21 protein-coding genes are annotated in these 24,943 nt (G+C 54.9%); all 21 read left to right on the top strand.

The features are described 5' to 3' along the window. Nucleotides 1-185 precede the first annotated feature (185 nt). The 21 genes from FYJ78_RS01085 (at nucleotide 186) to FYJ78_RS00985 (ending at nucleotide 24,817) form a co-directional block, all read left to right on the top strand. Nucleotides 186-2,042: an FAD-binding protein gene (locus FYJ78_RS01085; RefSeq protein WP_154619544.1), complete on the top strand. Its 1,857-nt coding sequence runs from the start codon at nucleotides 186-188 to the stop codon at nucleotides 2,040-2,042. Nucleotides 2,043-2,044: 2 nt separating this feature from the next. Continuing rightward, entirely contained in the window at nucleotides 2,045-3,001 is a 957-nt protein-coding gene (locus FYJ78_RS01080; protein ID WP_154619543.1) for a succinate dehydrogenase/fumarate reductase iron-sulfur subunit, read from the top strand. 2 nt (nucleotides 3,002-3,003) lie between these two features. Continuing rightward, a complete protein-coding gene (locus FYJ78_RS01075) occupies nucleotides 3,004-3,870 on the top strand; it encodes a CoB--CoM heterodisulfide reductase iron-sulfur subunit B family protein (protein WP_154619542.1) in 867 nt (288 codons plus the stop codon). Nucleotides 3,871-4,028: 158 nt separating this feature from the next. Further along, entirely contained in the window at nucleotides 4,029-5,213 is a 1,185-nt protein-coding gene (locus FYJ78_RS01070; protein ID WP_154619541.1) for an MFS transporter, read from the top strand. 282 nt (nucleotides 5,214-5,495) lie between these two features. Continuing rightward, a complete protein-coding gene (locus FYJ78_RS01065) occupies nucleotides 5,496-6,506 on the top strand; it encodes a TRAP transporter substrate-binding protein (protein ID WP_154619641.1) in 1,011 nt (336 codons plus the stop codon). Nucleotides 6,507-6,524: 18 nt separating this feature from the next. Further along, nucleotides 6,525-7,064 carry a TRAP transporter small permease subunit gene (locus FYJ78_RS01060; protein ID WP_154619540.1) on the top strand — a complete coding sequence of 180 codons (540 nt, stop codon included), beginning with the start codon at nucleotides 6,525-6,527 and terminating at the stop codon, nucleotides 7,062-7,064. Beyond that, complete coding sequence (locus FYJ78_RS01055; protein ID WP_154619539.1) at nucleotides 7,065-8,342, top strand: TRAP transporter large permease; 1,278 nt, start codon at nucleotides 7,065-7,067, stop codon at nucleotides 8,340-8,342. A 174-nt stretch (nucleotides 8,343-8,516) separates the two neighbouring features. Next, nucleotides 8,517-9,395: an NAD(P)/FAD-dependent oxidoreductase gene (locus tag FYJ78_RS01050; protein ID WP_154619538.1), complete on the top strand. Its 879-nt coding sequence runs from the start codon at nucleotides 8,517-8,519 to the stop codon at nucleotides 9,393-9,395. A gap of 90 nt (nucleotides 9,396-9,485) precedes the next feature. Next, nucleotides 9,486-10,289 carry an HAD family hydrolase gene (locus FYJ78_RS01045; protein ID WP_154619537.1) on the top strand — a complete coding sequence of 268 codons (804 nt, stop codon included), beginning with the start codon at nucleotides 9,486-9,488 and terminating at the stop codon, nucleotides 10,287-10,289. Nucleotides 10,290-10,442: 153 nt separating this feature from the next. After that, nucleotides 10,443-10,784: a hypothetical protein gene (locus FYJ78_RS01040; RefSeq protein WP_154619536.1), complete on the top strand. Its 342-nt coding sequence runs from the start codon at nucleotides 10,443-10,445 to the stop codon at nucleotides 10,782-10,784. 170 nt (nucleotides 10,785-10,954) lie between these two features. Next, complete coding sequence (locus FYJ78_RS01035) at nucleotides 10,955-12,136, top strand: glycoside hydrolase family 3 N-terminal domain-containing protein (protein ID WP_154619535.1); 1,182 nt, start codon at nucleotides 10,955-10,957, stop codon at nucleotides 12,134-12,136. A 19-nt stretch (nucleotides 12,137-12,155) separates the two neighbouring features. Further along, on the top strand, nucleotides 12,156-13,496 hold the full coding sequence (locus FYJ78_RS01030; RefSeq protein WP_328597597.1) for an MATE family efflux transporter: 1,341 nt from the start codon (nucleotides 12,156-12,158) through the stop codon (nucleotides 13,494-13,496). Between the two features lie 225 nt (nucleotides 13,497-13,721). Next, a complete protein-coding gene (locus FYJ78_RS01025; protein ID WP_154619534.1) occupies nucleotides 13,722-14,177 on the top strand; it encodes a YaaR family protein in 456 nt (151 codons plus the stop codon). Next, complete coding sequence (holB, locus tag FYJ78_RS01020) at nucleotides 14,177-15,175, top strand: DNA polymerase III subunit delta' (RefSeq protein WP_154619639.1); 999 nt, start codon at nucleotides 14,177-14,179, stop codon at nucleotides 15,173-15,175. Before FYJ78_RS01025 ends, holB begins: the two co-directional genes overlap by 1 nt. A 16-nt stretch (nucleotides 15,176-15,191) precedes the next feature. Continuing rightward, complete coding sequence (locus FYJ78_RS01015; protein ID WP_154619533.1) at nucleotides 15,192-16,343, top strand: PSP1 domain-containing protein; 1,152 nt, start codon at nucleotides 15,192-15,194, stop codon at nucleotides 16,341-16,343. Continuing rightward, nucleotides 16,340-17,080, top strand: a complete 741-nt coding sequence (locus tag FYJ78_RS01010; protein ID WP_154619532.1) for a tRNA1(Val) (adenine(37)-N6)-methyltransferase — start codon at nucleotides 16,340-16,342, stop codon at nucleotides 17,078-17,080. The genes FYJ78_RS01015 and FYJ78_RS01010 overlap by 4 nt, the downstream gene beginning before the upstream one ends. Nucleotides 17,081-17,125: 45 nt before the next feature. After that, nucleotides 17,126-18,007 (top strand): 16S rRNA (cytidine(1402)-2'-O)-methyltransferase, encoded by an 882-nt coding sequence (gene rsmI / locus FYJ78_RS01005; RefSeq protein WP_154619531.1) that lies wholly within the window; start codon nucleotides 17,126-17,128, stop codon nucleotides 18,005-18,007. 200 nt (nucleotides 18,008-18,207) lie between these two features. Next, nucleotides 18,208-20,145, top strand: coding sequence for a methionine--tRNA ligase (gene metG / locus FYJ78_RS01000; protein ID WP_154619530.1), 1,938 nt, complete (start codon nucleotides 18,208-18,210; stop codon nucleotides 20,143-20,145). Continuing rightward, complete coding sequence (locus tag FYJ78_RS00995; RefSeq protein ID WP_154619529.1) at nucleotides 20,145-20,924, top strand: TatD family hydrolase; 780 nt, start codon at nucleotides 20,145-20,147, stop codon at nucleotides 20,922-20,924. The genes metG and FYJ78_RS00995 overlap by 1 nt, the downstream gene beginning before the upstream one ends. Before the next feature lie 184 nt (nucleotides 20,925-21,108). Then, a complete protein-coding gene (locus FYJ78_RS00990; RefSeq protein ID WP_154619528.1) occupies nucleotides 21,109-21,927 on the top strand; it encodes a G5 and 3D domain-containing protein in 819 nt (272 codons plus the stop codon). A gap of 247 nt (nucleotides 21,928-22,174) precedes the next feature. Then, complete coding sequence (locus FYJ78_RS00985; RefSeq protein WP_195847819.1) at nucleotides 22,175-24,817, top strand: EAL domain-containing protein; 2,643 nt, start codon at nucleotides 22,175-22,177, stop codon at nucleotides 24,815-24,817. The last annotated feature ends 126 nt before the right edge of the window (nucleotides 24,818-24,943 follow it).

Here is a 24,943-nt window from a genome sequence, read left to right as displayed (position 1 = left end):
TGCGGTCGGAGCCGCGGACAAAATGTTGGTTCATTTTGTCCGCGGCTCCGATTTCGTTTATTCGTTTTTTCAATACCTGTCATAAGCAGGATGTATTTCCCTGATAGTTTTTTGTTATGTAAAATAGATTTATATAATGAATGATAAAAATTGAGACGAAATGGTAAGTTTCAGGAGGGGATATTATGTCCAGAGAGATTTCGCGTCGTACCTTTATCAAAGGTGCGGCAGCGGCCGGTGTGGTGCTGGCTGCAGGTTCTTACTTCACCTGGAACGGGAGGAATATTCCCGAAAAGGTGCAGCGCGGTGATGTAACGTATGATGTGCTGATCATCGGCAGCGGCGGCGCCGGGATGCGCGCGGCGCTGGCAGCGGCTGAAGATAAGAATCTGAAGGTGGCCGTCATGACGAAGCTGATTCCAACGCGTTCGGCCTCGACCATGGCGCAGGGCGGAATGAACGGCGTCACGGGCGTTACGGATCCGAATGACAGCGTGGAATCCCATACGTTTGATACGATTAAGGGCGGCGATTACCTCTGCGATCAGGATGCTGTTGAGTATTTTGCCGAGCGGGCCGGCGCCAACATTTACGAAATGGATTATATGGGCTATCCGTATAACCGGCAGGCGGACGGACATTTCCACCAGCGCAAGATGGGCGGTCACTCCCATGCAAGGGCCTCTTACTTTGAGGACCGCGCCGGTCATGCCATGGTGCATACGCTTTTTGAGCAGTGTCTGGCCCACGATATTGATTTCATTTCCGAGTGTCAGATGCTGGAAATCAGCATGAGCGGGGAGAAAGAGGATCAGCTGAACGGCGTGGTGGCTATCGATATGCGCACTGGCAATCTCCTTGGCATTCCGGCCAAATCGATCATCATTGCAACCGGCGGCTACGGACGTGCTTACTGGATTCGTACCTCGAATCCGTACAGCTCGACAGGCGACGGCATTGTAGCCGGCATGAATATCGGCATTCCGTTCAAGGATCCGGAAATGGTGCAGTTTCATCCGACCGGTTTGTCGGCCAACGGCGTCCTGCTTTCGGAATCCAGCCGCTCGGAAGGAGCGCTGCTCATCAATAAGAACGGCGAGCGCTTCATGTCAAAATATGCGCCCGAAAAGATGGAGCTGGCGACGCGCGATATCGTAGCCCGTGCCATTGCCACAGAGATTGAACAGGGCCGCGGCGTCGGCGAGGGCATCCATGCCGGCGTCTATCTGGACTTTACGAAGATTCCGCCGGAGCGCGTACATGAGCGTCTGGGGCAGGTATTCGACTTGTCCCGCCGTTTTGCCGGTGTCGACATCACGAAGGAGCCGGTTCCCATCAGTCCGACCTGCCATTATTCGATGGGCGGACTGGAGATGGCGGACTTCCATACCGGAGCCTCCCGTGTGCCGGGCGTTTATGTCGCCGGAGAATGCAGCTGTGTCTCTGTCCATGGGGCCAATCGTCTGGGGGCGAACTCCCTGTCCGAGGTGCTGGTATTCGGACATACGGCAGGAGACGGGGCTGCGGATTATGCTCGTGCCAATTCCTATGCCGGCAGTCAGGATAAGCTGACACAGGACTGCCAGAAGTGGAAGGACCGGTTTGATGAGGTGACGAACCGTCCGGAAGGGTGCGGAAAAACGGTGCCGGAGATCCGCGATGCCATGGTCAATACCATGTGGTTTAAGGCGGGCGTGTTCCGCGAGGAAAATCAGCTGAATCAGGCGACGCAGGAGCTGCGGGCCTTGGAGGAGGAATATGCCCATTGCTATGTCGGCGATCCGTCGCATGTCTACAATACGGCGTTTGAGCAGTATGTCGAGCTCGGCAATCTGCTGCAGATCTCTCATGCCATTGTTCAGGGGGCGCTGGCTCGCAAAGAAAGCCGCGGCGGCCATACGCGCCGTGACTTCCCGAAGCGTGACGACAAGAATTTCTTAAAGCATACGCTGATTTTCAAGGACAAAAAGACCGGCGAATACCGTACCGAGTATAAAGATGTTGTCATCACGAAATATCAGCCGAAAGAAAGGAAGTATTGATCATGGATGTGAAACTCAGAATCCATCGCTTCGTCGAGGGACGTAAATGGATCCAGGATTATACCGTTCCGCTGACGACCGGCATGACGGTGCTGGAAGCCCTGACTCAGATCAAGGAAAAGCAGGATCCGACGCTTTCCTTCACTTGCTCCTGCCGTTCCAGCATTTGCGGTGCCTGCGCGGTGCGTGTCAACGGCAATGCGGAACTGTCCTGCGAGATGCTGGTCGAAAATCTGGTCAAACGATACGATACGACGGAGCTCACGATTGAACCGCTGGGGAATTTCCGCGTGATCCGTGATCTCATCGTCGACTGGGATCCCAAATATGCCCGCATCAAGAAAATCAAGCCGACGGTTCAGCCCAAACAGGAATTTTCGGCGGAGACCGGCTGCCTTCAGTCGCCGGCAGATTTCAATAAATACAAGAAATATGCGGGCTGCATTCTTTGCGGCTCCTGCGTGTCCGAATGCAATAAGAATACCTTGAATCAGAAGGATTTTTTGGATCCGTTTGTATTCGTCAAGGCGGAGAAGCTGGTAGCTGATTCCCGCGACCGCAGTCCCGAGGAGCATCTCAAAGCGGTGGTGGATGCGGGACTCTGGCGCTGCTTCAACTGTCAGGAGTGCACGGCAAAATGCCCGAAGGGACTGGATCCTGCCGGAGCGATTGAAAAGCTCAAGGCTGCGACCTTCCGCTATAAGCTAGACGACAATGTCGGCGCCCGCCACGCCAAGGCCATTTACGATGACATCAGCGAGTCCGGCACGCTCGATGAATCCAAGCTGAATATCAAATCCGAAGGGTTCTTTGCCGCCGGCCTGCGGGCGCCGATGGCCCTGCGCCTTATGCATGTCGGCAAGATGAATCCGCTGGACAAGCATCCGGTCAATCCGGAGATTGACACGATCCGTAGTATCGTCAAACATGCGGAAGCGGCATCGAAGGAGGAGGAATAACCATGAAGTTTGCATTATTCCCGGGATGTGTCCTGGAAGGAGCGGCAGCGGAGGCGTATACCTCTTTGAAAAAGGTCTGCGGGAAGCTGGATATTGAGCTGGAGGAGATTCCGAACTGGACCTGCTGCGGTGCGTCGCATGCTCAGGGCGTCGATGATCTGGCGGCGCTGGCCGTCAATGCCCGCAATATTTCCATTGCCGAGCATATGGGGCTGGATATCATGACCGTCTGCAATACCTGTACCTTGCAGCTCCGCACCGCAAAGCAGCGGCTGGACAAAGACAAGGAGCTCAGGGAAAAGGTCAACGGGATCTTACGGGATTCCGGTCATCCCTATGAGTATAAGGGAACGAGTAAAATCACGCATTTTCTCTGGGTCCTTGACGACCATCCGGAGCTTTTGGAAGGCCGGATCACGCGGCCGCTTGATGGGATGAAAGTAGCCGGTTATTATGGCTGCCATATCCTGCGCCCGCAGGAGATTATGGATCATGGCGACGGCAAGCATCCGGAATATCTGGAACGTCTGATCCGCCGTCTGGGCGGCGATGCCGTCTGGTTTGACGCAAACCGCAAGTGCTGCGGGTTTCATGCGCAGCTGGCTGCCGAGCATGATGTCTTGACGGTGACCGGACAGATCGTTGACAGCGCGGACCGCGCCGGCGCGGCAGCCATCGTGACGCCGTGTCCGCTCTGCCAGATGCAGCTGGATATGTATGAGCCGGAAGGCCGTGATGCCGTGGGCTCCCGCGCAGAGATTCCGGTCCTTCATCTTCAGCAGCTCATCGGCTTTGCCATGGGGATGAGCAAGGAGGAAGTCGGCTTTAACCGTCATGTTTCGGCACAAGAAAAGCTGAAACTGGGCTGATGATATAAACATTCAGGTGCTCCGCACCCGCAGGCAGATTTTCCTGTCTGCGGGTGCGGAGTTTTTTCTGCTGCTGATGGAAGCGGGCGGGAATATGCCGGTGTATTTTTGGGTGGAATGTGGTATAATCCAAACCGTGTCATTCATGGCGGAAAGGAATGATTGATCTGAATAAGAAATATCTTTACCTGCTTGCGGCAGGTCATCTGAGCAATGATATCAATACAGGGTCTTTGCCGGCTCTGCTGCCTTTTTTTGTCCGGTATTATGGGATGGACTATACGGCGGTAGCGGGTCTGATGTTTGCGTCGTCGTTTCTGAGCTCCATCATCCAGCCGCTGTTCGGCTGGATGGCGGACCGGGGCTCACGCCAGTGGTTTATGGCCCTCGGCGTGTTTTTTGCGGGGACGTCGCTGGCGCTGACCGGATTCGTGTCCGATTACTGGCTGATTTTTGCGGCGGTCACGATCATGGGGATTGCGAGTTCGGTATTCCACCCGGAAGCTGCGCGCTGTGTCAACAGCGTTTCACAGGGAGCGCGCGGCAAGGGCATGAGTATTTTCAGCGTCGGCGGCAATGCAGGATTCGGCTTTGGGCCGCTGCTCGCCGTTTTCCTTGTTACGGCCTTTGGGATGCATGGACTGGCTTTTTATGGCGTTACCGCGGCGGGTATGAGTATCCTGCTTCTCCTTGCGATCCCGCATTTGCGCCGTGCTGTTGCGGCCAGTCAGGCCGCTGCCGCGAAAGGTTCCGACGCGGGGCCGGAAGAGGCTGGGAACCCGGCAGACAATGACTGGTCCGCTTTTGGTCGGCTTTTTGTCGTGATTCTTTTTCGTTCGACGGTTTTTACGGGCATTTCGAGTTTTCTGCCGCTGTTCTGCATTCAGGTGCTCGGCACCAATGAAGCGGCGGGAGCCATGACGCTTTCGGTTATCAGCATTGCCGGTGTTGCGGCGACGCTTTTCGGCGGCTGGTTTGCGGATCGTTACGGGTATCGCCGGACCTTGCGTCTGGGCAGTCTTTTGCTTGTCCCGTTTTTGGCCATCGCCGTATTCTCCGGCAGCATTTACGCGGTTTACGCGATGCTGCTGCCGATGAGTCTGGCTATGCTTGCGCCGTATTCCTCTTTTGTCGTTATCGGTCAGGAATATCTGGCGAAGAATATCGGATTTGCTTCCGGCGTTACGCTCGGCATTTCGATGAGCGTCGGTGGCATTGTTGCGCCATTGCTCGGACGCTATGCCGATTTTTATGGCATCGCTTCCGTCATGGGCCTGCTGGTGCTTCTTTCCGCGCTTTGCGCCGGTGCGGCGTTTTTGCTGCCGGCGAAAAAGAGAACATGATTCTTTGCCGGCAGCGTCCGGAATCGTGCCAAGGTCTTGTTATAAGGACGAGGATCCCGCTTTTGGGGTTCTCGTCCTTTTTGTTTTGCCCGGAAAACGGCAGAACGAAATTTTTCTTTCGGTATTCTTGCATTTTGTATGCAAGTGGTGTACACTAAGGACCGTTAAACATTACAGTGAATCACATGTATTTTTATTTGCATACATTATGAAGATACAAATGGATTTTGGAGGTGTACAAAAATAATGATGACAGGAAAAAGAAAACGGCTGATATTCGTGATGGCATTGGCGGTTTCTTCCATGCTGCTGCTGTCTGGCTGCGGATTGGGGAAAATGGCTCGTGAACATCAGGCTTCTCAGGGAGGACCTGTTGAGCTGAAACTTGCTTATCATTTGCCGCAGAATCATTATTTGTCGCAGGGGATGGAGCGGTTTGCGCAGCGGGTTAATGAGCGTTCAGGCGGTACGATAAAGATTACAACCTATCCGGCTGGCCAGCTTTATACGGATAAGAGCATGAACGATGCCATTATGTCCGGCGGGTTGGATATGGGGCTTAATTCCACCGCGATGTGGACGACGGTCGTGCCGGCGCTCAACGTGCTCGACGTGCCGTTCCTTCTGAACAGCTATGATGCGGTAGGACGCGCCATGGACGGCAGTCTGGGCCGTACGCTGACGAGTGAGATGGAGCGCAAAGGGGTTCATCCGTTGATCTGGGTGGATTACGGTTATGTGCAATTCTGCAACAACCAGCGTCCATTGAAGGAACCGGAGGATTTCAAAGGGCTGCAGCTGCGCGGGTATGGGCAGATTCCGGCGGAGACCATCAAGGCGCTGGGCGCTTCGCCGGTTACAATGAGCTCCAGCGAGGTCTATATGGCCATGCAGCGGGGTACGATTGACGGACAGACTTCCGGGACTACCGCCATGTATCAGCGGAAGATTTATGAGGTGGCGAAATATCTCACGATGACCAATCACGCGTACTGCGAATTTGTGCTGGCTCTCAACGGCGGTTCCTGGGAACGGCTGACCGAGGAACAGAAGCGGATTGTTGAGGAATGTGCCAGAGAGACGCGTGATGAACTGCGCGAGCAGACTCGTCAGCAGGACCGCGAATGTATGGAAAAGCTTCGCGCTGCCGGGATGGAGGTCTATGAGATTCCGCCTGAGGACCTGCCGCTCTGGCAGGAGGCCACGATGCAGGTCCGGGAGAACTTCATCCGCAAAATGGGGGATCTTGGCCGACAGCTTGTCGATCAGTGCCTGGCTGCGAATCGGAATTGAGAAAGGATGCGGAGGACAATGAAAAGTAAAGACATGGTTTTGCTCTATGATCGTATTCTCGGCAGGGTCACGCGTTTCGCCGCTGTTCTTGCGGGATGTCTGCTGCTGTTTACCGCTCTGATTATCTGCTATGAGATTGTGATGAGGGATGTGTTCCATTCACCGACAGAATGGGTGCTGGAGGCGGCGACGTATGCCGTCATTATTGCGGGGTTCCTCGGCCTGGCCGTTGCCTTTCGCGGCAATGCGCATGTGCGCGTCGATATTTTTGCGGGCCGGTTTGCACCGGAAACGAAGCGCAGACTGGATATGGCGCTGAATCTGATTTCCTTTCTGCTCTTTTTGATTTTTATGACGGAAAGCATGGATCTGGTTACGGCATCCTACGTGTATCATAAATTGTCGCCTTCGATTCTGCGGTTTCCGCTTTTTATTCCGCAGTTTGCGCTGGTCCTCGGCTCCTTTTTGCTGCTCGGCGAGATAGCGCGGCGCTTTTTGTTTGAGCTGCTGCGCCTGCCGCTCGGTCCGGAAGAGAATCAGGAAGGGAAGGTGCGCTGAATGTCTGCAGTTTATACCATCATCATTCTGGCTCTTTTTGCTCTCGGCATGCCGGTGGCCTTTGTGCTCATGCTGGCCGGTGTGCTCGGTCTGCTGCTGTTTCTCGGCGGGCCGGCTGCCTTTACGCAAATCCCCGTTATCGCGTATAAAACACTCGATGATTTCGTGCTCGTTGCCGTGCCCCTTTATATCCTCATGAGTGAGATCCTGCTCAAGGGGCGGGTTGGAAACGGACTCTTTGAGCTCGGCAGCAAATGGCTCGGCCATCTGCCGGGCGGTATCGGCATCGCGACGATTTTTGCCTGCGCGATTTTCGCGGCCATTTCGGGGTCAAGCGTGGCCACGGCTGTGACAATTGGCGCCATGGCCATCCCCGAAATGCTCCGGCGCGGCTATGCGCGCACAACGGTTCTCGGCGCCGTCGCCGCGGGCGGTACGCTTGGCATCCTGATCCCGCCGAGCATTCCGATGATCTTGTACGGTTCCATCACCGGCGAATCCGTCGGCAAGCTCTTTCTTTCGGGTATCGTGCCGGGCGCTCTTATGACGGTGCTGTTCATCGGTTATCTCATCTTCCGCTGCCGCCACATGAAGCGCCGGAGCGCCGCGAGCTGGCAGGAACGATGGGCGGTTTTGCGGGAAAATATCTGGGGGCTGCTGCTGCCGGTACTGGTCGTCGGCGGCATTTATACAGGGCTTTTCACTCCGACTGAGGCGGCAGCGGTCGGTACCTTCTACAGTCTTGTGATTACGTTTTTTATCTATCATACCGTGCATCTGCGGGATATGGGCGAGGTTCTGGCTGATACGGTCAAGACGACTTCCATGATCTTTGCCATCATGGTCGGAGCCATGCTTTTCGGCTTCATCCTGACGGCACTGCAGGCGCCGCAGGCCCTTATGTCGCTGGTGACGGATGCGCAGGTCAATCGCTGGCTCATCTTTATCGGCATCAATCTGGTGCTCTTGGCCCTCGGCTGTGTCCTTGAGACGGTGTCCATCATCCTGATTACACTGCCGATGCTCTATCCGATTGTCAAGTCGCTTGTTTTTGATCTTATCTGGTTTAACGTCGTCATGCTCATCAACATGGAGCTGGCGCTCATCACGCCGCCGGTCGGCATGAATCTTTTCGTCATTAAGGGGATCAGTCCGGACAGCACGATTGGGCAGATCATCCGGGGTTCTGTACCGTTTGCCGCCATTATGGCGCTGGAGATTGTTTTGCTCTGTCTGGCGCCGCAGATTGCCACTTGGCTGCCATCGGTTCTGCAGTGAGGGTGATGTCAGAAACACGATTTTTTCGGGGCAGGTTTCTGGGGAAAAGGTCTGTCCTGTGACCGGCTCACGGAAGAGCCGGTCTTTTTTTGTTATAGTCTGGTTATGGTCTATACTCAATGTGCTGGCAGTGGAATAAGACAGCAGGATTTTGATGGCAGGGGATGAGGTCAAATGGCTAAGGTTTTGATTATCGGGGCAGGGCCGGCAGGCGTGTCGGCGGCGCTTTATGCGCGGCGCGGCGGAGCCGATGTCGTGGTGCTGACGCGCGGTCCGCAGACAGGCGGGCTGGCAAAGGCGGAGTCCATTGAAAATTATTATGGGTTTGCTGAGCCGATTTCCGGTGCGGAGCTGGCGCGCCGCGGCGTGGAGGGAGCGAAGCGGCTGGGCGTGACGTTTATCGAGCAGGAGGTGCTGGCGCTGTCCTTTCCGGATACGCTTTCCGGTTTTTTGGCTGAGACAGCGGATCAGACCTGGGAGGCCGACAGCGTCATTTTGGCGGCAGGGGCATCGAGGCAGAGCCTGAATGTTCCCGGGATCCGGGAGTATGAAGGCCGCGGTGTGAGCTACTGCGCCGTCTGCGATGCCTTTTTTTACCGGGGAAAAACGGCGGCGGTGATCGGCGCCGGCGAATATGCCCTGCACGAGGCGCAGGTGCTTCTTCCGCATGCAGCAAAGGTGATGATGCTGACGAATGGGGCGGAGCCGGCGGTGCGCATTCCTGAGACGATCGAGGTCCATCGGGAGCCTGTGTCCGCTGTGGAAGGAGAGCAGCGGGTGCGGAGCGTCCGCCTGGATGATGGTACGGCGCTGGCTGCCGATGGCGTGTTCCTGGCCCTTGGAACGGCGGGGAGCACAGACCTCGCCCGCAAGATCGGAGCGCTGACCGATGGCAGCAGCATACGGGTGGATGAGCATATGGCGACCAATGTGCCGGGCCTTTTTGCGGCCGGCGACTGCACAGGCGGACTGCTTCAGATCGCCAAGGCCGTCTGGCAGGGGGCGGAAGCCGGCCTGTCGGCCATCCGGTACCTCCGTCAGAAACAGGCGTGACTGCAGCTGCAGATTTTGTTGCGCGATGGCGCGGGTCTGTGGTAGAATCCATAGCGTCAGAAGCTTTACGGCGAAAACAAGGGGTGTGCGATGATTAAGCTGATTCTATCGGATATGGACGGGACGTTGCTGGACAGTGAAGGAAAGCTGCCGCCGGAATTTGATGCGGTTATGGCCCGGCTCAGGGAGCGGGGGGTATTGTTTGCCCCGGCCAGCGGCAGGCAGTATGACTCTTTGGCGGCGACCTTTGCGCGATATGTGGATACGTTCCTGTTTCTCAGCGATAACGGAACGATGGTCCGCCGCCGCGGGCAGGAGCTTTTTTCGAATGTCATGGACAGGCGGCGCGCTCTGGAGATTTTGGATCATGCCGGGGGCCGGACGGACACCATCAGCGTTTTCTGCGGCAAGAAGGCGGCGTATCTGCTTCGTTCGGAGAAGCCGGAGCGCTATATGGACGAATTGTCGAAGTATTTTCGGGAGATTCGGCTGACCGACTGTTTTGCCGCCGTAGAGGATGAACCGATCAAGACATCGTTTTTTACTCCCGCTGCCGACGCGGCGGAGAAACTGTATCCTTTGATGCGGCCGTACGCGGATTCGATGCAGGTCGTGCTCGCCAGCGCTTACTGGGTGGACGTGACAAATCAGGGGGCCAATAAAGGGATGGCCGTTCGGAAAATACAGGAGCGTATGGGCCTTTGTCCCGAAGAGTGCGCGGCGTTCGGCGATTATATGAACGATAAAGAAATGCTGGAATCCGTTTACTACAGCTATGCGATGGAAAATGCCTATCCGGAGATCCGGAAGACGGCCCGGTTTACGACTCGCAGCAATGATGAGCATGGCGTCATGTGGCAGATCGGGCAGCTTCTGGATCAGGGGCTTTGCTGAGGGATTTTCAGCATGAAAGACTAAGACCGGACTAATGAGATTATAACCGGGCTGTCAGCGCGATCTAAGCGTATTCCAATCCACTGGCTTTATACTATCTGCCAGAAAGGGATTTTCAGGCTGGAAGAGGCTCAGGAGAAAAGAGGAAAAGATATGAAGATGAATCGCAAAAAAACGATGGCGCTGCTCCTTGTCGGTATGATGGCCTTTGGCTCTGCCGCGGCAGCAATGACGAATGTATCCGAGGCACATCATCGCGAACACAGGCAGGAAACTTATGCCGATGGCACGACGAACAAATACAGTCATCGCATGCACGAAGAGGAAACGACGCACCGGATGAATCTGCGCGCGCTTCGCTATCAGCACCGGAAAGGCGAGATCAGCGACAAAGAATACAACAAGCGTATGAAAGAGGAACAGAAGCGCCACGATCGGGAAATGCAGAATATCAAGAGCGAGTATGAAGCGCACAACCCGCACAAAAGCAAATAACGGCATCGATGAAAAATGGCCGCCGGCTTTATCCGGCGGCCATTTTCTCGTGCGCGTGTTCATCGGGATGGCTTTTCGGTACTGCTGATTTGTGATAGACTAAATCTGTCTGCGTTTTCCGTGCAGTTTGCCGGAGCGCTTTTGCAAGGTATAGAACGGAGGAAAGGTTCATGGATAAACGGAGTGCCGGGGCATTTTTGTCCCTGCGGTGCAGGCTGGGCGTTTTCATCGGCCTGCTCCTGCTGGTTCTTTCTTTTTCCGCCGGATGCCGGCCCGATCTTCTCTCGGACCGGACCGCGGAGGAGCAAATCCCTCCTTTGACGCTGGATGAGCAGGCCGATCGTCTGGTGGCGTCGATGACGATGTCCGAGAAGGTGGGGCAGATGGTCATGATCGGCATTCATGGAAAGCAGCTGGATGAGGACAGCCGGTATATGCTGCGCCAGTTTCATATCGGCGGCATCCTGCTCTTCGACCGCAATATCGAATCGGGGGATCAGCTGAAGTCCCTCACTGCGCAGCTGCAGGAATATGCGCAGGGGAAAGAGGCCGGGCAGAAGCTGCCGCTCTTTATCGGGCTGGATGAAGAGGGAGGCCGTGTGTCGCGCGGGCGGGCGGTGATTCCCGCTCCCCTTTCGGAGCGGGAGATCGGCATGGGCGGCGATCCCGCACAGGCAGAGGAGAGTGCGGGGACGACCGCCGCCATACTGCAGCAGTACGGGATACAGGTCAACTTTGCTCCGGTTGCGGATATAAACGGCGGCGATTCCCGCGATTATTCCGGCGATGCGCAGACGGCGGCAGCTTTTGTATCGCGGGCGGCGGACGGATATGAAAAAGCGGGGATGATCTATGCGCTCAAGCATTTTCCCGGTATTGGCCGGAGCCGGGTGGATTCTCATCGGGAAGTGTCCCGCGTCGATGTGACGGAGGCCGGTTTGGAGCAGGAAGAGCTCGTGCCGTTTCGCGCTGTGATTGGACATAAATCGCCGGAAAATTATTTCGTGCTGGTTTCTCATCTTATTTATCCCGCGCTGGATGCTGAACATCCGGCGAGCCAGTCTGAGGCGGTTATGACGGGACTTTTGCGCAAGAAGCTCGGCTTCTCCGGCGTCGTGATTACCGATGATCTGGAAATGGGCGCGGTGGCCAATCATGCGCCCTATCGCGAGCTGGGGAAAAGGGCTGTTCAGGCCGGCGCTGATATGGTGCTGATTTGTCATGAATACGCGCATGAGACGGATGTATATTTGGGATTGCTGGATGCGGTAAAGAGCGGGGAGATCAGCGAGGAACGGGTAAATGAATCCGTCCGGCGAATCGTGAGGATGAAGCTGGCCCACGTCCTTTGACTGGGATGGAGGCGTTTTCGTGAACAATCTGACGAGCGGCAGTGTTCTGCGCGCGATGGGGGCGTTTTCGCTGCCCTATTTTCTTTCCTATTTTCTGCAGACGCTTTATGGCATGGCGGACCTTTTCATCATCGGCCAGTTTGAGGGTGCGGCGGGGATCACGGCGGTATCGATAGGCAGTCAGGTGATGCACATGCTGACCGTCATGCTCGTCGGGCTGTCCATGGGAGCGACCGTAGTGACGGCTCAGTTCGTCGGCGCCGGAAAGCGGGCGTGCATCCAAACGGCGGCCGGTACGGCGATGATGGTATTCCTGTTGATCTCGCTGCTGCTGACAGCAGCCGGAGGGATGACCAGCGGATGGATTGTCGGACTGATGGAGACGCCGGCCGAAGCTGCCGCGGAAACGGAGCGGTATTTGCTGATCTGTTTTCTCGGCATGCCGTTCGTTGCCGCATACAATATGATTGCGGCGGTATTTCGTGGTCTGGGCGATGCCAGACATCCCATGTATTTCGTCGCGGCGGCCTGTGTCTGCAATATTGCGCTGGACTATTTGTTTATGGGCTGGCTGGCGATGGGGCCGGCCGGCGCGGCGCTTGGCACAGTGGTTTCGCAGGCGTTCAGCGTCGTGTTGGCGCTGAACTTTGTCCGGCGCGGTGGGGCGGGTTTTTCTCTTCGCCGTTCGGATTTTCATCTGGATGTTCCGATGATGCGCCGTATTCTGCGCATCGGCGTGCCGATCTCGCTGCAGGATGGATTGATACAGATTGCTTTTCTGGTCATCACGGTCATCGCCAATATGCGTGGTCTGACGGATGCGGCCGCCGTCGGCATTGTCGAAAAAATCATCAGCTTCATTTTTCTCGTTCCGTCCTCGATGCTGTCGACGGTATCGGCGCTCGGCGCACAGAATATCGGCGCCGGAAAAGTCGGCCGGGCGCAGCAGACGCTGGGGTATGCGCTGTGTATCGCCGTGTGCTTCGGGCTGTTTGTTTCCGTGTTTACTCAATATGCCGCGGAAGGGATGGTCGCGCTGTTTACCTTTGATTCCCTGCTCATCGCTGCGGGTGCTGCCTATCTCAAGGGCTATATTCTGGACTGCATCTTTGCCGGGATACATTTCTGTTTCAGCGGGTATTTCTGTGCCTGCGGACGCTCGGAATTTTCTTTTCTTCACAACGTTATTTCCATCATTGCGGCGCGCATACCGCTCGCCTATCTGGCTTCGGTCTGGTATTCTTCTACTCTTTTCCCGATGGGGCTTGCGACCGCGGCCGGCTCACTGTTGTCCGTCCTGATTTGCGTGGGGGCATTCTTCTGGCTTCGGCGCAGCGGAAATCCTGTTTTTCAGCGGTGATACGGGAGCGGTCACGAATATTTCGCAGGTGTATTGATTGCATATTGGGGGCTGAAACGGTATAATTTATCTTGGAGCTTTTATCGGACAGGGAGCGTGAACGATTCGTACGGCGCAGGCGATTCGAAGAAGGAATGATGGCAAGGAAGCCCTCTTTTTCTCAGCATGCTCCCAAACGTGCCGATTGGGAATAGAACGAGTCAGGGCAAAAGCAGGTGACAGATTATGCCGATGAAGATCGATACGACGACTGCACACGGAACCTCCCTTTCGATGACCCGCAGTGCAGAGGAAGAACATGTGCATGATACGGAGACGGATTTCAGCACGGAGCTGCTGGAACAAAACGGCCGGGTCACAAGCGAGCAGATGGATAAACTGCTCCGGCAGATTGATGAACAGGGGGCCCGCTTGTCCAGGACGCCGACGTATGATGAACTGAAGTCATACCGGACGTTGATCCGCAATTTTGTCGGGGAAGCCGTCAACAGCATGTATGAACTGCATACGCAGGCCGGATGGGATCGCATGGGGCGTCAGAAGGTATATACGACGGTGCGGAAAATCGATAAAAAATTGGAAGAGATGGCGGAAAAAATTCGTCTGGGGCAGGCCGACCAGCTGGATGTTGCCGCCAGTCATGATGTCATCCGCGGCCTGCTGGTCGACCTTTATATGTGATGGAGACGGACTGGAAAACCATCATCGGGCATTCGTCTCAGAAAGAACAGCTGCGCACGATGATGCAGGAGGGACGGCTGCCGCATGCCCTGCTGTTTACCGGCCCCGATGGTATTGGCAAGAAGCGAATGGCCCGGGCGCTGGCGGCGGCGATCCTGTGCGGAGCGGGAAACGATCCCTGCGGCCGCTGTGAGTCCTGCCGGGCCATGCAGGCCGGCAGCCATCCGGATTATTATGAGATTCTGCCGGAGTCGCGGGGAAAATCGGCATCGGTGATCCGCATCGATCAGATTCGGGCCATGCAGACGATTGCCTCCCGTTATCCGATCCTGTCCGGGAGTCGTGTTGTGCTTATCGATGAGGCGGAACGGATGAATGAAGCGGCAGCCAACAGCCTGCTCAAGACGCTGGAAGAGCCGGAAGGCCCCGTGACGTTTATTCTGATCACGAGCGCCCGCGGATCCCTGCCGGATACGATTGTCTCGCGCTGCATGCCGGTCGCCTTCGGGATGCTGCCGCGCGGCGATATGGCAGCGGCGCTGCGGGCAAAGGGCATCCAGCCGGACGAGGCGGATGAACTGGCCGTCTTGTCGGATGGGAGTCTGGGGCGCGCTGAGGTCCTTTGCGAACACGGCGGCCTTTCCCTGCGCAATGATGCGTTGTCTTTTCTGGAACAGCTTGACACGATGGACATGGAGGAAGTCTGGCGTCAGGGAAAGGAAAAGGGCGAGATGGATCGCGAAAGGCTGCTGGAGTGGCTTCTGTATCTCAACATGCTGCTGCGGGATCTGCTTGTGCTTCACGAAGACGGCGGAAGCCCGCTGATCTATCATCAGGATTGCCGTCAGCGGCTTTTGGATCTGCTGCCGCGCTTTGCGGAGCATCGGATTTTTTCCTTGCTGGCAGAGGTACGCGGGCTGCAGCGGCGTCTGCAGGCAAACGTTAATCTGCGTCTGCAGACGGAAGGATTTCTGATACGCATGCGCGACTTGACCTAAACACAGGAGGAACATTTTGCAAACGATAATCGGAGTCCGCTTCAAGAAAGCGGGAAAAATATATTATTTCAGCCCCGGCAGTCTGGAGATCCGGACGGGCCAGCGCGTCATCGTGGAGACCGCGCGCGGGATGGAATGCGGACTGATGGTAATCGGCCCGCGCGAGGTGGAAGAAAGCGAGATTACCCAGCCGCTGAAGGTCGTTCAGCGTATTGCCGGCGAGGCCGATATGCAGCGTCTGGAAGAAAATAAGAAACGGGAAAAAGAAGCCTTCGGTATCTGCGAGAAAAAGATTCAGGAGCATGGACTGCCGATGAAACTGGTCGAGGTGGAATACACCTTCGACATGAATAAAATCATTTTTTATTTTACCGCCGACGGGCGGATTGATTTCCGGGAACTGGTTAAAGACCTGGCTTCGGTTTTCCGTACCCGCATTGAGCTGCGTCAGATCGGCGTGCGGGATGAGGCCAAACTCATGGGCGGCATCGGCTGTTGCGGTCGGCCGCTTTGCTGTGCGACGTTCCTCGGGGATTTCGAGCCGGTATCCATTCGCATGGCCAAGGAACAGAATCTGTCGCTGAATCCGACAAAGATTTCAGGAATCTGCGGACGGCTGATGTGCTGCCTGAAATATGAAAATGATTGTTATTGCGGAGAGTGTCATAAAAAGCCGAAAAAAATCCAGCCGCCTGCGCAGGGCAGCCGGGTTATTTCCGTCGAGGGAGAGGGCAAGGTTATTTCCCTCAATCCGCAGCGCCGTACCGCGACCATTTTGCTGGATAACAGCCGGACCATTGTAGCATCCTGGGAAGATGTCATCGAGAAGGATGAGGAGGACGTCATGCCCGCCGATGCTGCTTTTGAGCATGATTCAGCAGAGCACAAGCCGGAGGAACGCCGGCCGGAAACAGGCCGACGCGAGCGGATTCGCAGGCCGCGCGGGGAAAAGAGGAATAATGACCGTTCCTCAGCCCGGGAGGGCAGGCCGCATCGTGAAGACCAGGAAGGCCGCGGTTCGCGCCGCAGTCATCGCAGTGCCAGCCGCCGTCCGCGGGAAAACCGTGAGCATACAGGGCGTGAGACGGGGCGTCCGGTCCGCGAGAAGCGGCCGCGGCGGGAGCGTCGCAATATGTCTGGTGCAGAAAGCAGGGAGTCCGACGAATGAGGGAAATTCGCCTGAATGAACATGAACGTTTGGACGACCTCATGCGGAGCGGCCGGCAAATCATTCAAAATACGCAGGAGTTCTGCTTTTCGCTCGATGCCGTTCTGCTTGCTCATTTTGTGAAGCTGAAACGCAGCCAGCGGGTGTTGGAGCTTGGCACAGGGACCGGCGTCATTCCGCTGCTCATTGCGGATATGGCAGCCAGAGTGGATGCTGTGGAATTGAATCCGGTTATGGCGAAACTGGCGGCCCGCAATGTCTGGATCAATGAATTAGAACAAAAAATTTTCGTCCGCGAGGGAGACTTTCGTCAGATCGACAGCCTGTATCCGCGAGAGTCCTTTGATGTGGTTTTGGCCAATCCTCCCTATCGGCCTGTGCGGCATGGCCAGGTGAACCGTATGTCAGGCGTGGCGAGAGCGCGACATGAATTTACGGCGTCACTGGAGGATGTTGTCACGGCAGCCCGCTATGCTTTGCGCTTTGGCGGGCATTTTGCTATGGTGCATCTGCCGGAGCGTCTGGGGGAAATCATCACGGCAATGCATGCGCATCAGATGGAACCGAAACGCCTTTGCATGGTGCAGCCGCGTGAAAACCGCGCTCCGAATATGATGCTCATTGAAGCTGTAGTCGGAGCTGCGCCCGGAGGTCTGCGGGTGCAGCCGCCGCTGATCGTTCATGAAGCCGATGGAGGGTATACCCGGGAAATTCTGCAGATTTATGGTATGGCATAGAAGGTATTCATCCGATGATGCAGGGAAGTGGAAAGGCGGAAAGAAATGGAAGAACAAACGAAACCGGGAACGCTGTATCTCTGCGCGACGCCGATCGGCAATCTGGAAGACATGACGTATCGGGCCGTGCGCATGATGGGAGAGGTCAGCCTGATCGCTGCGGAAGATACGCGCCATACGCGCCAGCTGCTGACGCATTTTGATATTCACACAAGGCTTACCAGCTATCATGAACACAATAAATACACGAAGGGGCCGGAGCTTATCCGCTATATCCTGCAGGGAGAGGATCTCCTTTGCGTCAGCGATGCCGGACTGCCCGGCATCTGCGATCCGGGAAGCCATCTGGCATCGCTGGCCATTGAGGCCGGGATTCGCGTATCCCCTCTGCCGGGATGCAATGCCGGGCTGTCCGCATTGATCTGTTCGGGGCTGGATACGACGCGGTTTACCTTTGTGGGCTTTTTGCCGCGGACATCCCGGAAACAGCAGGAAGTCCTGTCCTCGCTTCATACCTGCGAGGGGACATTGATCTTTTATGAAGCGCCGCATCATCTGAGGGATACCCTGAAGCAGCTGCTGTCCTGCCTCGGGAACCGCCGGGCTGCACTCGGCCGCGAACTGACCAAGCGGTTTGAAGAGTTTCGCCGCGGCAGGCTGGAAGATTTGCTTCATTATTATCAGGAAAATAATCCGCGCGGAGAGTTTGTCCTTGTGGTGGAAGGTGCCGGGCCGGCGGAACAATCTGACGGTGCGCAGGACTCAGCGGAAGTGACGGAGGACCCCGCCCGATTCTGCCTTCGTCTTATGGAGCAGGGAATGGACAAAAAGGAAGCCATGCGGCAGACCGCCCGGCAGCTTGCCGTCAGCCGGCGGGATGTATATCAGGCTTTGCTGGCCCATAAGGGAGAAAAGGCCCCGCAGTGAGGTCTTTTTTTCGTGTAAGGATTGGTATATAATGAAAAACAGACTCATACCCGAATCATTACGATGAAAATCCAGGAGGACAAGCGTCAGCGGAGACCGATTGGTTATTTTTCATGTAAGGGCGATGCAGCGGCATTCATGAAGAAAATCGTTGCTGCATGTAGTTTAGCGGGGTTGCGTATTAAGGAGGATCATGTTTCATGACAGAGAAAAAACCGTTTTACATCACGACGCCCATTTACTATCCGAGTGCCAAACTGCATATCGGCCATGCGTACTGCACGACCATTGCGGATTCCATCGCCCGTTTTAAGCGGCTGGCCGGCTATGATGTATTTTTTCTGACCGGTTCGGATGAACATGGGCAGAAGATTCAGCAGAAAGCGGAAGAAGCGGGAATCCGCCCGATTGAATATACGGACAAAATTGTTGCCGGCTTTCAGAATCTCTGGAAACTTCTTCACATCAGCAATGATGATTTTATTCGCACGACACAGAAACGGCATGAGCAGGTGGTTCAGGAGGTATTCCGTCGTATCTATGCGAAGGGCGACATTTACAAAGGCTCCTATAAAGGACTTTACTGCACGCCGTGTGAGAGCTATTGGACGGAGCATCAGCTCGATGAAAATGGATGCTGCCCGGATTGTCACCGCCCGGTGCAGGAGGTTTCGGAAGAGGCGTATTTCTTTAAAATGAGCAAGTATGCGGATCGCGTACTCGCTTATATTGAGGAACATCCGGATTTTATCCAGCCGGTTTCGCGCCGCAATGAGATGATCAATTTCATCAAGCAGGGCTTGGATGATCTCTGCATTTCACGTACTTCCTTTGATTGGGGGATCCCTGTCCCTATTGATCCGAAGCACGTTATTTATGTCTGGTTTGATGCGCTCACAAATTACCTGACGCCGATTGGCTTCCTTGACGATCCGGAAAAGTTTCAGAAATATTGGCCGGCAGATCTTCATCTGGTCGGCAAGGAAATCGTCCGGTTCCATACGATCATCTGGCCGTGCATCCTTATGGCACTGGATCTGCCGCTGCCGAAAAAAGTTTACGGTCACGGCTGGCTGATTGTCGATGGGGATAAAATGTCGAAATCCAAGGGCAATGTCGTAGATCCGATTGGACTTATTGAGGAATTTGGTGCCGACGCGATCCGTTATTTCCTGCTGCGCGAGATTAACCTGGGGCAGGATGGAAACTTCTCCCGGGATGCACTGATCCAGCGTATCAACAGCGATCTGGCCAACGATCTGGGCAACCTGCTTCACCGGACGCTGAACATGGTCGGCAAATTCCAGCAGGGCGTGGTTTTTGCACCGCAGGGCGAGACGGAAACGGATCGCTCGCTGAAAGCTGATGCAGCCGAGACGGTTCGTTTCTTTGAAGAAAACATGGAAAAGATGGAGTTGTCCCTGACGATAAAGAAAGTATGGGCATTCATCAGCCGGGCCAATAAATACATCGATGAAACGGCTCCGTGGGCATTGGCCAAAGATCCGGATAAAAAACAGGAGTTATCGAATGTCCTGTATAATCTTGTCGAGTCTCTGCGCCATATCGGTATCATGATCTCGCCGTTTATGCCGGTGACAGCGGAGCGGATCTGGAAGCAGTTGAATCTGCCGCAGGAATTTAGCGCCGTTCAGCTTGCGGATATCCGGGAATGGGGCGGTACGCCGAATGATCTCCGTGTCGGTAAGCCGGAGCAGCTGTTCCCGCGCATCGAGGTGGAAAAAGAAGCGCCGGCGTCACCGGAACCTGTCCGAAAGAGTGGAAAAAAGACAGCTGAGCCTGCTTCCAGGCTGCCGGACGGCGTGATCGGCATGGAGGAGTTTGGCAAGGTGAAGCTCCGTGTGGCGGAGATTCTGACGGCTGAGCCTGTGCCGAAAGCAGATAAGCTGCTGAAACTGACCGTTTCACTGGGCGCGGAAACGCGTCAGGTCGTATCGGGAATTGCGCCGTATTATCGGCCCGAGGAGCTCATCGGCCGTCATGTCGTCCTCGTTGCCAATCTCAAGCCGGCCAAACTGCGCGGAGTGCGCTCGGAAGGTATGGTGTTGGCAGCTGCCGACGGCAATCAGCTGCGTCTGGTTGAGGTAGACATGCCTGCCGGCACAGAGGTGCGCTGATGGAATGGGTCGATACGCATACGCATCTGAATGACGCGAAGTTTCGCGGACAGGAAAAGGATGCAGTGGAGCGGGCGAGAGCAGCAGGAGTCACACGCCTGATCAACATGGGCGATACGCTGGAATCCTCGGAACGCGCTGTGGAGCTGGCAGGGGCATTTGATGGTGTTTACGCCGGCGTCGGTATTCATCCGGAAGAGGCGTTTCCCATGACCGGACAGGATGATGATGTTTTGGCGGCCTGGACGGATATGCCGCACGTTGTAGCTATCGGTGAAATCGGGCTGGATTATTATTGGGAAAAGGATTCGGACAAACGCAGCCTCCAGCAGCAGATTTTTATCCGTCAGCTGGATCTGGCCCGTCAGCTTCATCTTCCCGTATGTATCCACGACCGGGAGGCACATGGCGACACGCTGGCTATCCTGAAGCGGGAGGGGCGGGGGCTTTCCGGTGTTCTGCACTGCTTCTCCGGAAGCTGGGAGATGGCGCAGGACCTTTTGAAAATGGGATGGTATTTGGGGGTTGACGGCCCTTTGACGTTTAAACATGCGGCCCGCCTGCCCGAAATCGTCCGGCAGATGCCGTTGGAGCGTCTGCTGCTTGAGACAGATGCCCCGTATATGGCGCCGGCCCCGATGCGCGGCAAACAGAATGAACCGGCTTTCGTGCGCTTCATAGCGGAGAAAGTCGCCGAAATTAAGGGGATTCCGCTGGGAGAAGTGGCTGAACAGACGACACGCAATGCGGAGAATTTATATGGCCTTACTTCGGACTGAATGACATAAATTTTGAAAAAGTGGTGGACAAACTCGAAAAAGAGTGGTCCACCACTTTGCGTTTCCCATTTTTCATCTTTTTTTCAGCCTGAAGTGGGAGAATAGTCGCGATGAATTTGACAAGAGGTTTTCCGCATGGTATACTTCTTGAAGTTCTTCACGAAAGCTTAGAAGGGGGCTTTTAATGAGTTTGACGAAATGGATTATAGGAAACACCAAAGAAAAAAAGCTGATTCTCTGTCTGATGCTGGCATTGATGATGCTGCTGACGACAGGCTTTACACGTACCAGCATTCCAACCAATATGCACCAGGTGTCCATCCATGTCGATGGGCGCACAATCACTACGAATACTACGCACACGAGTCCGGAATTTGTTCTTGCCCGGGCAGGCGTGAAACTCAGCGCCAACGATGAATTCCATCTGCAGAAGGTGGACGATAAGAAAACGGAAATCACGGTTTACCGCGCGGTCCCGGTAACCGTATCGTATCATGGTCAGAAGAAGGAGTTCATGACCAGTAAACAGACCGTAGGCGATGCCCTGATTGAGCAGGGCTATAATCTGGAGGACGTGGAAGCGGCTCCGGGACTGGATGCGAAAATTCAGGAAAACTTGGATATAGAAGTCAGAGACAGCGCTGCAAAACAGCAGGTGCTGGCGATTCAGCGTGAAGAACAAAGAAAACCATCTGTACAGACCGAAAGTGGCATGATGCGTTATCGTGCTGTATATATGATGGAAGCTACAGCTTATCTGCCGACAGATGGGAGCGGAAGCGGACTCACGGCTATGGGAATCATGGCTGCCCGCGGCGTTGTTGCCGTGGATCCGCAGGTCATTCCGCTGGGATCCCGCGTTTATATCCCCGGCTACGGCATTGCCATTGCTGCGGATACAGGCGGAGCCATTGTCGGCGACCGTATCGATCTCTGCATGGAAAGCTACGGCGAGGCCATGAATTTTGGCCGGCGCAATGTCGAGGTTTATGTGCTCGACTGAGCGGGGATATATTAAGGAAAGAACCACTGCACACGATGTGCGGTGGTTCTTTTTTTCTGTGGCGGGAGTCTTAGCCCCTTATCATCGGATAAAAGAACGGGCTTTTGCAACAAAATCCTTTTTCTGTTATCGGAAAAATTTCCACAACATTTTAGGGAACGATTATGCTATAATTGTATGTAATGGATAACAAGCAGGAATGGGAAAGGGTGTCAATGCAGCACCTTTCCTGAAAGGACGAAGGTTCATGGAGTCAAGCAAGACAGTCGTCTTGGCGAAAACGTTGTTACGGGAATATTATGAGTTTGGAAATGTCGTGAAACTCCGGCAGCTCTTCACGGAGGATGTGATTGTATTCGGCATTAAGTCGGAGCATTATGCACGGGGACCGCAGGAAGCGGAGCACTTCCTGCGCCGCATGCACCATATTATTGAAGCATGCCGGGTGACGAAGATGAGCGGCGTAGCGAAGCCGTCGCCGTCCGGTATGACGGTGCGGGTCAGTGTAGTGTACTCGACGACGGATCGCATGCGCAATATGCAGCAGGTGTTGGTTATGTTCCGCGACACGCCGGATGGGCGCAGAATCTGCGGACTTCACTTTCAGCGCGATGTCCGGCGGGAGCTTACTTATCAGGTGGTGAGCGCCCATCTGATGAACCGCGGCGAAGGCGAAGAGTCCTCCATGGATGAAGTTATGGATATGGTGGCTTCTTATGTGAACTGCGCGTATGTTCAGTATCATACGGGCAGCCAGCTGCCGATCGATTATTTCAGTGATGAGCTCTGGCGTATGCTGGGCTATCCCGATGGCGAATCCTTCAGTCTGCGGCTGAAAGACCGGCTGGCGAATCTGATTCATCCCTGCGATTTTGAGGCCAGTCAGGCAGAGATCAAGCGCCATCTGATGAATTCGGACAGTTATCAGGTCGAGTACCGGATGTGCCGTCAGGATGGCAGCTATATTTGGTGCATGGAATGCGGGCGATATTTGTTTGATAAGACGACGGGAGTTGGAGCGTTTAATGCCGTCATTACCAATCTTTCGCCTCTCAAGCAGACGCATGCTTCTTTCCTGCACAATCTCCGTCATGACCGTCTGACCAACCTGTACAATAAAAAGGCCTTTTGCCGTCGGGCGGCTGAGGTGATTGCGCAGGAACCGGACCGGGAGTTTGAGATTATGCGCTTCAACATCGCTCGCTTCAAGGTAATTAATGATTTATTCGGCGAGGAGACAGGGGACCGCCTTCTGAAATATGTCGCGCATTTTCTCAAGAGCATACGTCTGGAGCCCTGTGTTTATGGAAGGCTGTATGCGGACAACTTTTTGCTCTGCTATCCGACGGAAGGGGAAGTGCGCAGTCATCTGATTCATTCTCTGCAGATGCTGGCCGAGTCCTTTGCACTGGATTATCGCATCGACTTTTATTTTGGCGTCTATACGGTTCATGATCCGGAAATGTCCGTGACTACCATGCTGGATCGGGCGGCGATGGGGCTGTCCAAGGCGGCGCGCAACGGACTGGTCGTATGCGGCGAATACGATGAAGATATGCGGGACTGTATCGTCAATGAACAGGTTATTGTCAATAATATGCACGGCTCCCTGAAACGGGGAGAGTTCGTCGTTTATTTTCAGCCGAAGTACGATCTCATGAGCGAGAAGATTGTCGGCGCGGAGGCGCTGGTTCGCTGGCTTCACCCGCAGCTTGGATTCATCTCACCGATCAAGTTTGTTCCGATTTTTGAGCGCAATGGATTTATTTATCAGCTGGACAAGTATGTCTGGGAGCGTACCTGCCAACAGCTGCGCAAGGATATTGACGAGGGACGTCCTGTCCTGCCGATATCGATCAATGTTTCGCGCATTGATTTTTATAGCCCGAACATTGTTCAGGTTTTTGAATCCCTGATCCGCAAATACGATATCCCGCCGCGCCTTTTGGAGCTGGAGCTTACGGAAAGCGCCTATGTGGAAAATCCGCAGCAGATCATAGAGATCACCAAGAAACTGCAGGCAAAGGGATTTCCCATCCTTATGGACGATTTTGGCAGCGGGTATTCTTCGCTGAACATGCTGAAGGATATGCCGGTGGACATTTTGAAAATTGATCTGAAATTCCTCGCGGATTCGGGCGAAGAAGACCACGGCCGCGGCGGAAATATCCTGAATTCCGTGGTTCGCATGGCCAAATGGCTTCACATTCCCGTGATTGTCGAAGGCGTTGAAACCCAGCAGCAGGTGGATTTCCTGCGCACGATCGGCTGCGAATGTGTACAGGGCTATTTTTTCTCCAAGCCTGTGCCAGTGGACGTCTATGAAGAGCTGGTCAGCAAAGGACACCAGCATGCGCCGGCCAAGGTGCATCTGGGGCCGGAGGATACGACAGATATGATGAATCTTTCCGCTCAGCTGACCGTCCTGTTTAACAGCTCCGGCGGAGCGATCGGCCTCTATGAGCTGGTGGGAGACCATCTTGAGATCCTGAGAGCGAACGATGGATATTTCCAGCTTTTCGGCGATTCGCGGGAAACCGTGTATGGTCCGGAGCACACGGTCCTCGACCACATTGCAAAAGAAGACCAGCCGGTATTCTGGCAAACCATCCATGCGGCCCGGGAATCCGGCAAGACGAAGGAATGTGAACTGCGGCGCGACTGCGCAGAAGGCAGACGCCTCTGGCTGCGGGTCCGGGTCAGTATCATCTATGCGGAGCACATGCGGACTCTGCTGTATCTGATCATGGAAGACATCACCCCGCTGGCAAGGGAGAGAGAATACCTTCAGAACCTGCTCCGGAAGGTAAGGGATATTGCTCCCGCTCAGGTCGCTGAGCTGGAAGCGCAGATGAAGCAGGAAAATGAGAGAAAAGAGGCTGTGAAATAACGCCCAGCCAAACAATAAGGAGGTTTGCAGACCTAAAAGAGTTTGCGAACCTCCTTTTTATTATAAAATGTTATCGACAACAAAATGTTTTATAAATGTTTTTACCAGCATTTGACAAAAATCGTA

The organism is Wylensekiella montiformis (genome assembly GCF_009697385.1).
In the GTDB taxonomy this organism is placed as follows: domain Bacteria; phylum Bacillota; class Negativicutes; order Selenomonadales; family Selenomonadaceae; genus Selenomonas_A; species Selenomonas_A montiformis.
This window is presented reverse-complemented; position numbering and strand designations above follow the sequence as displayed.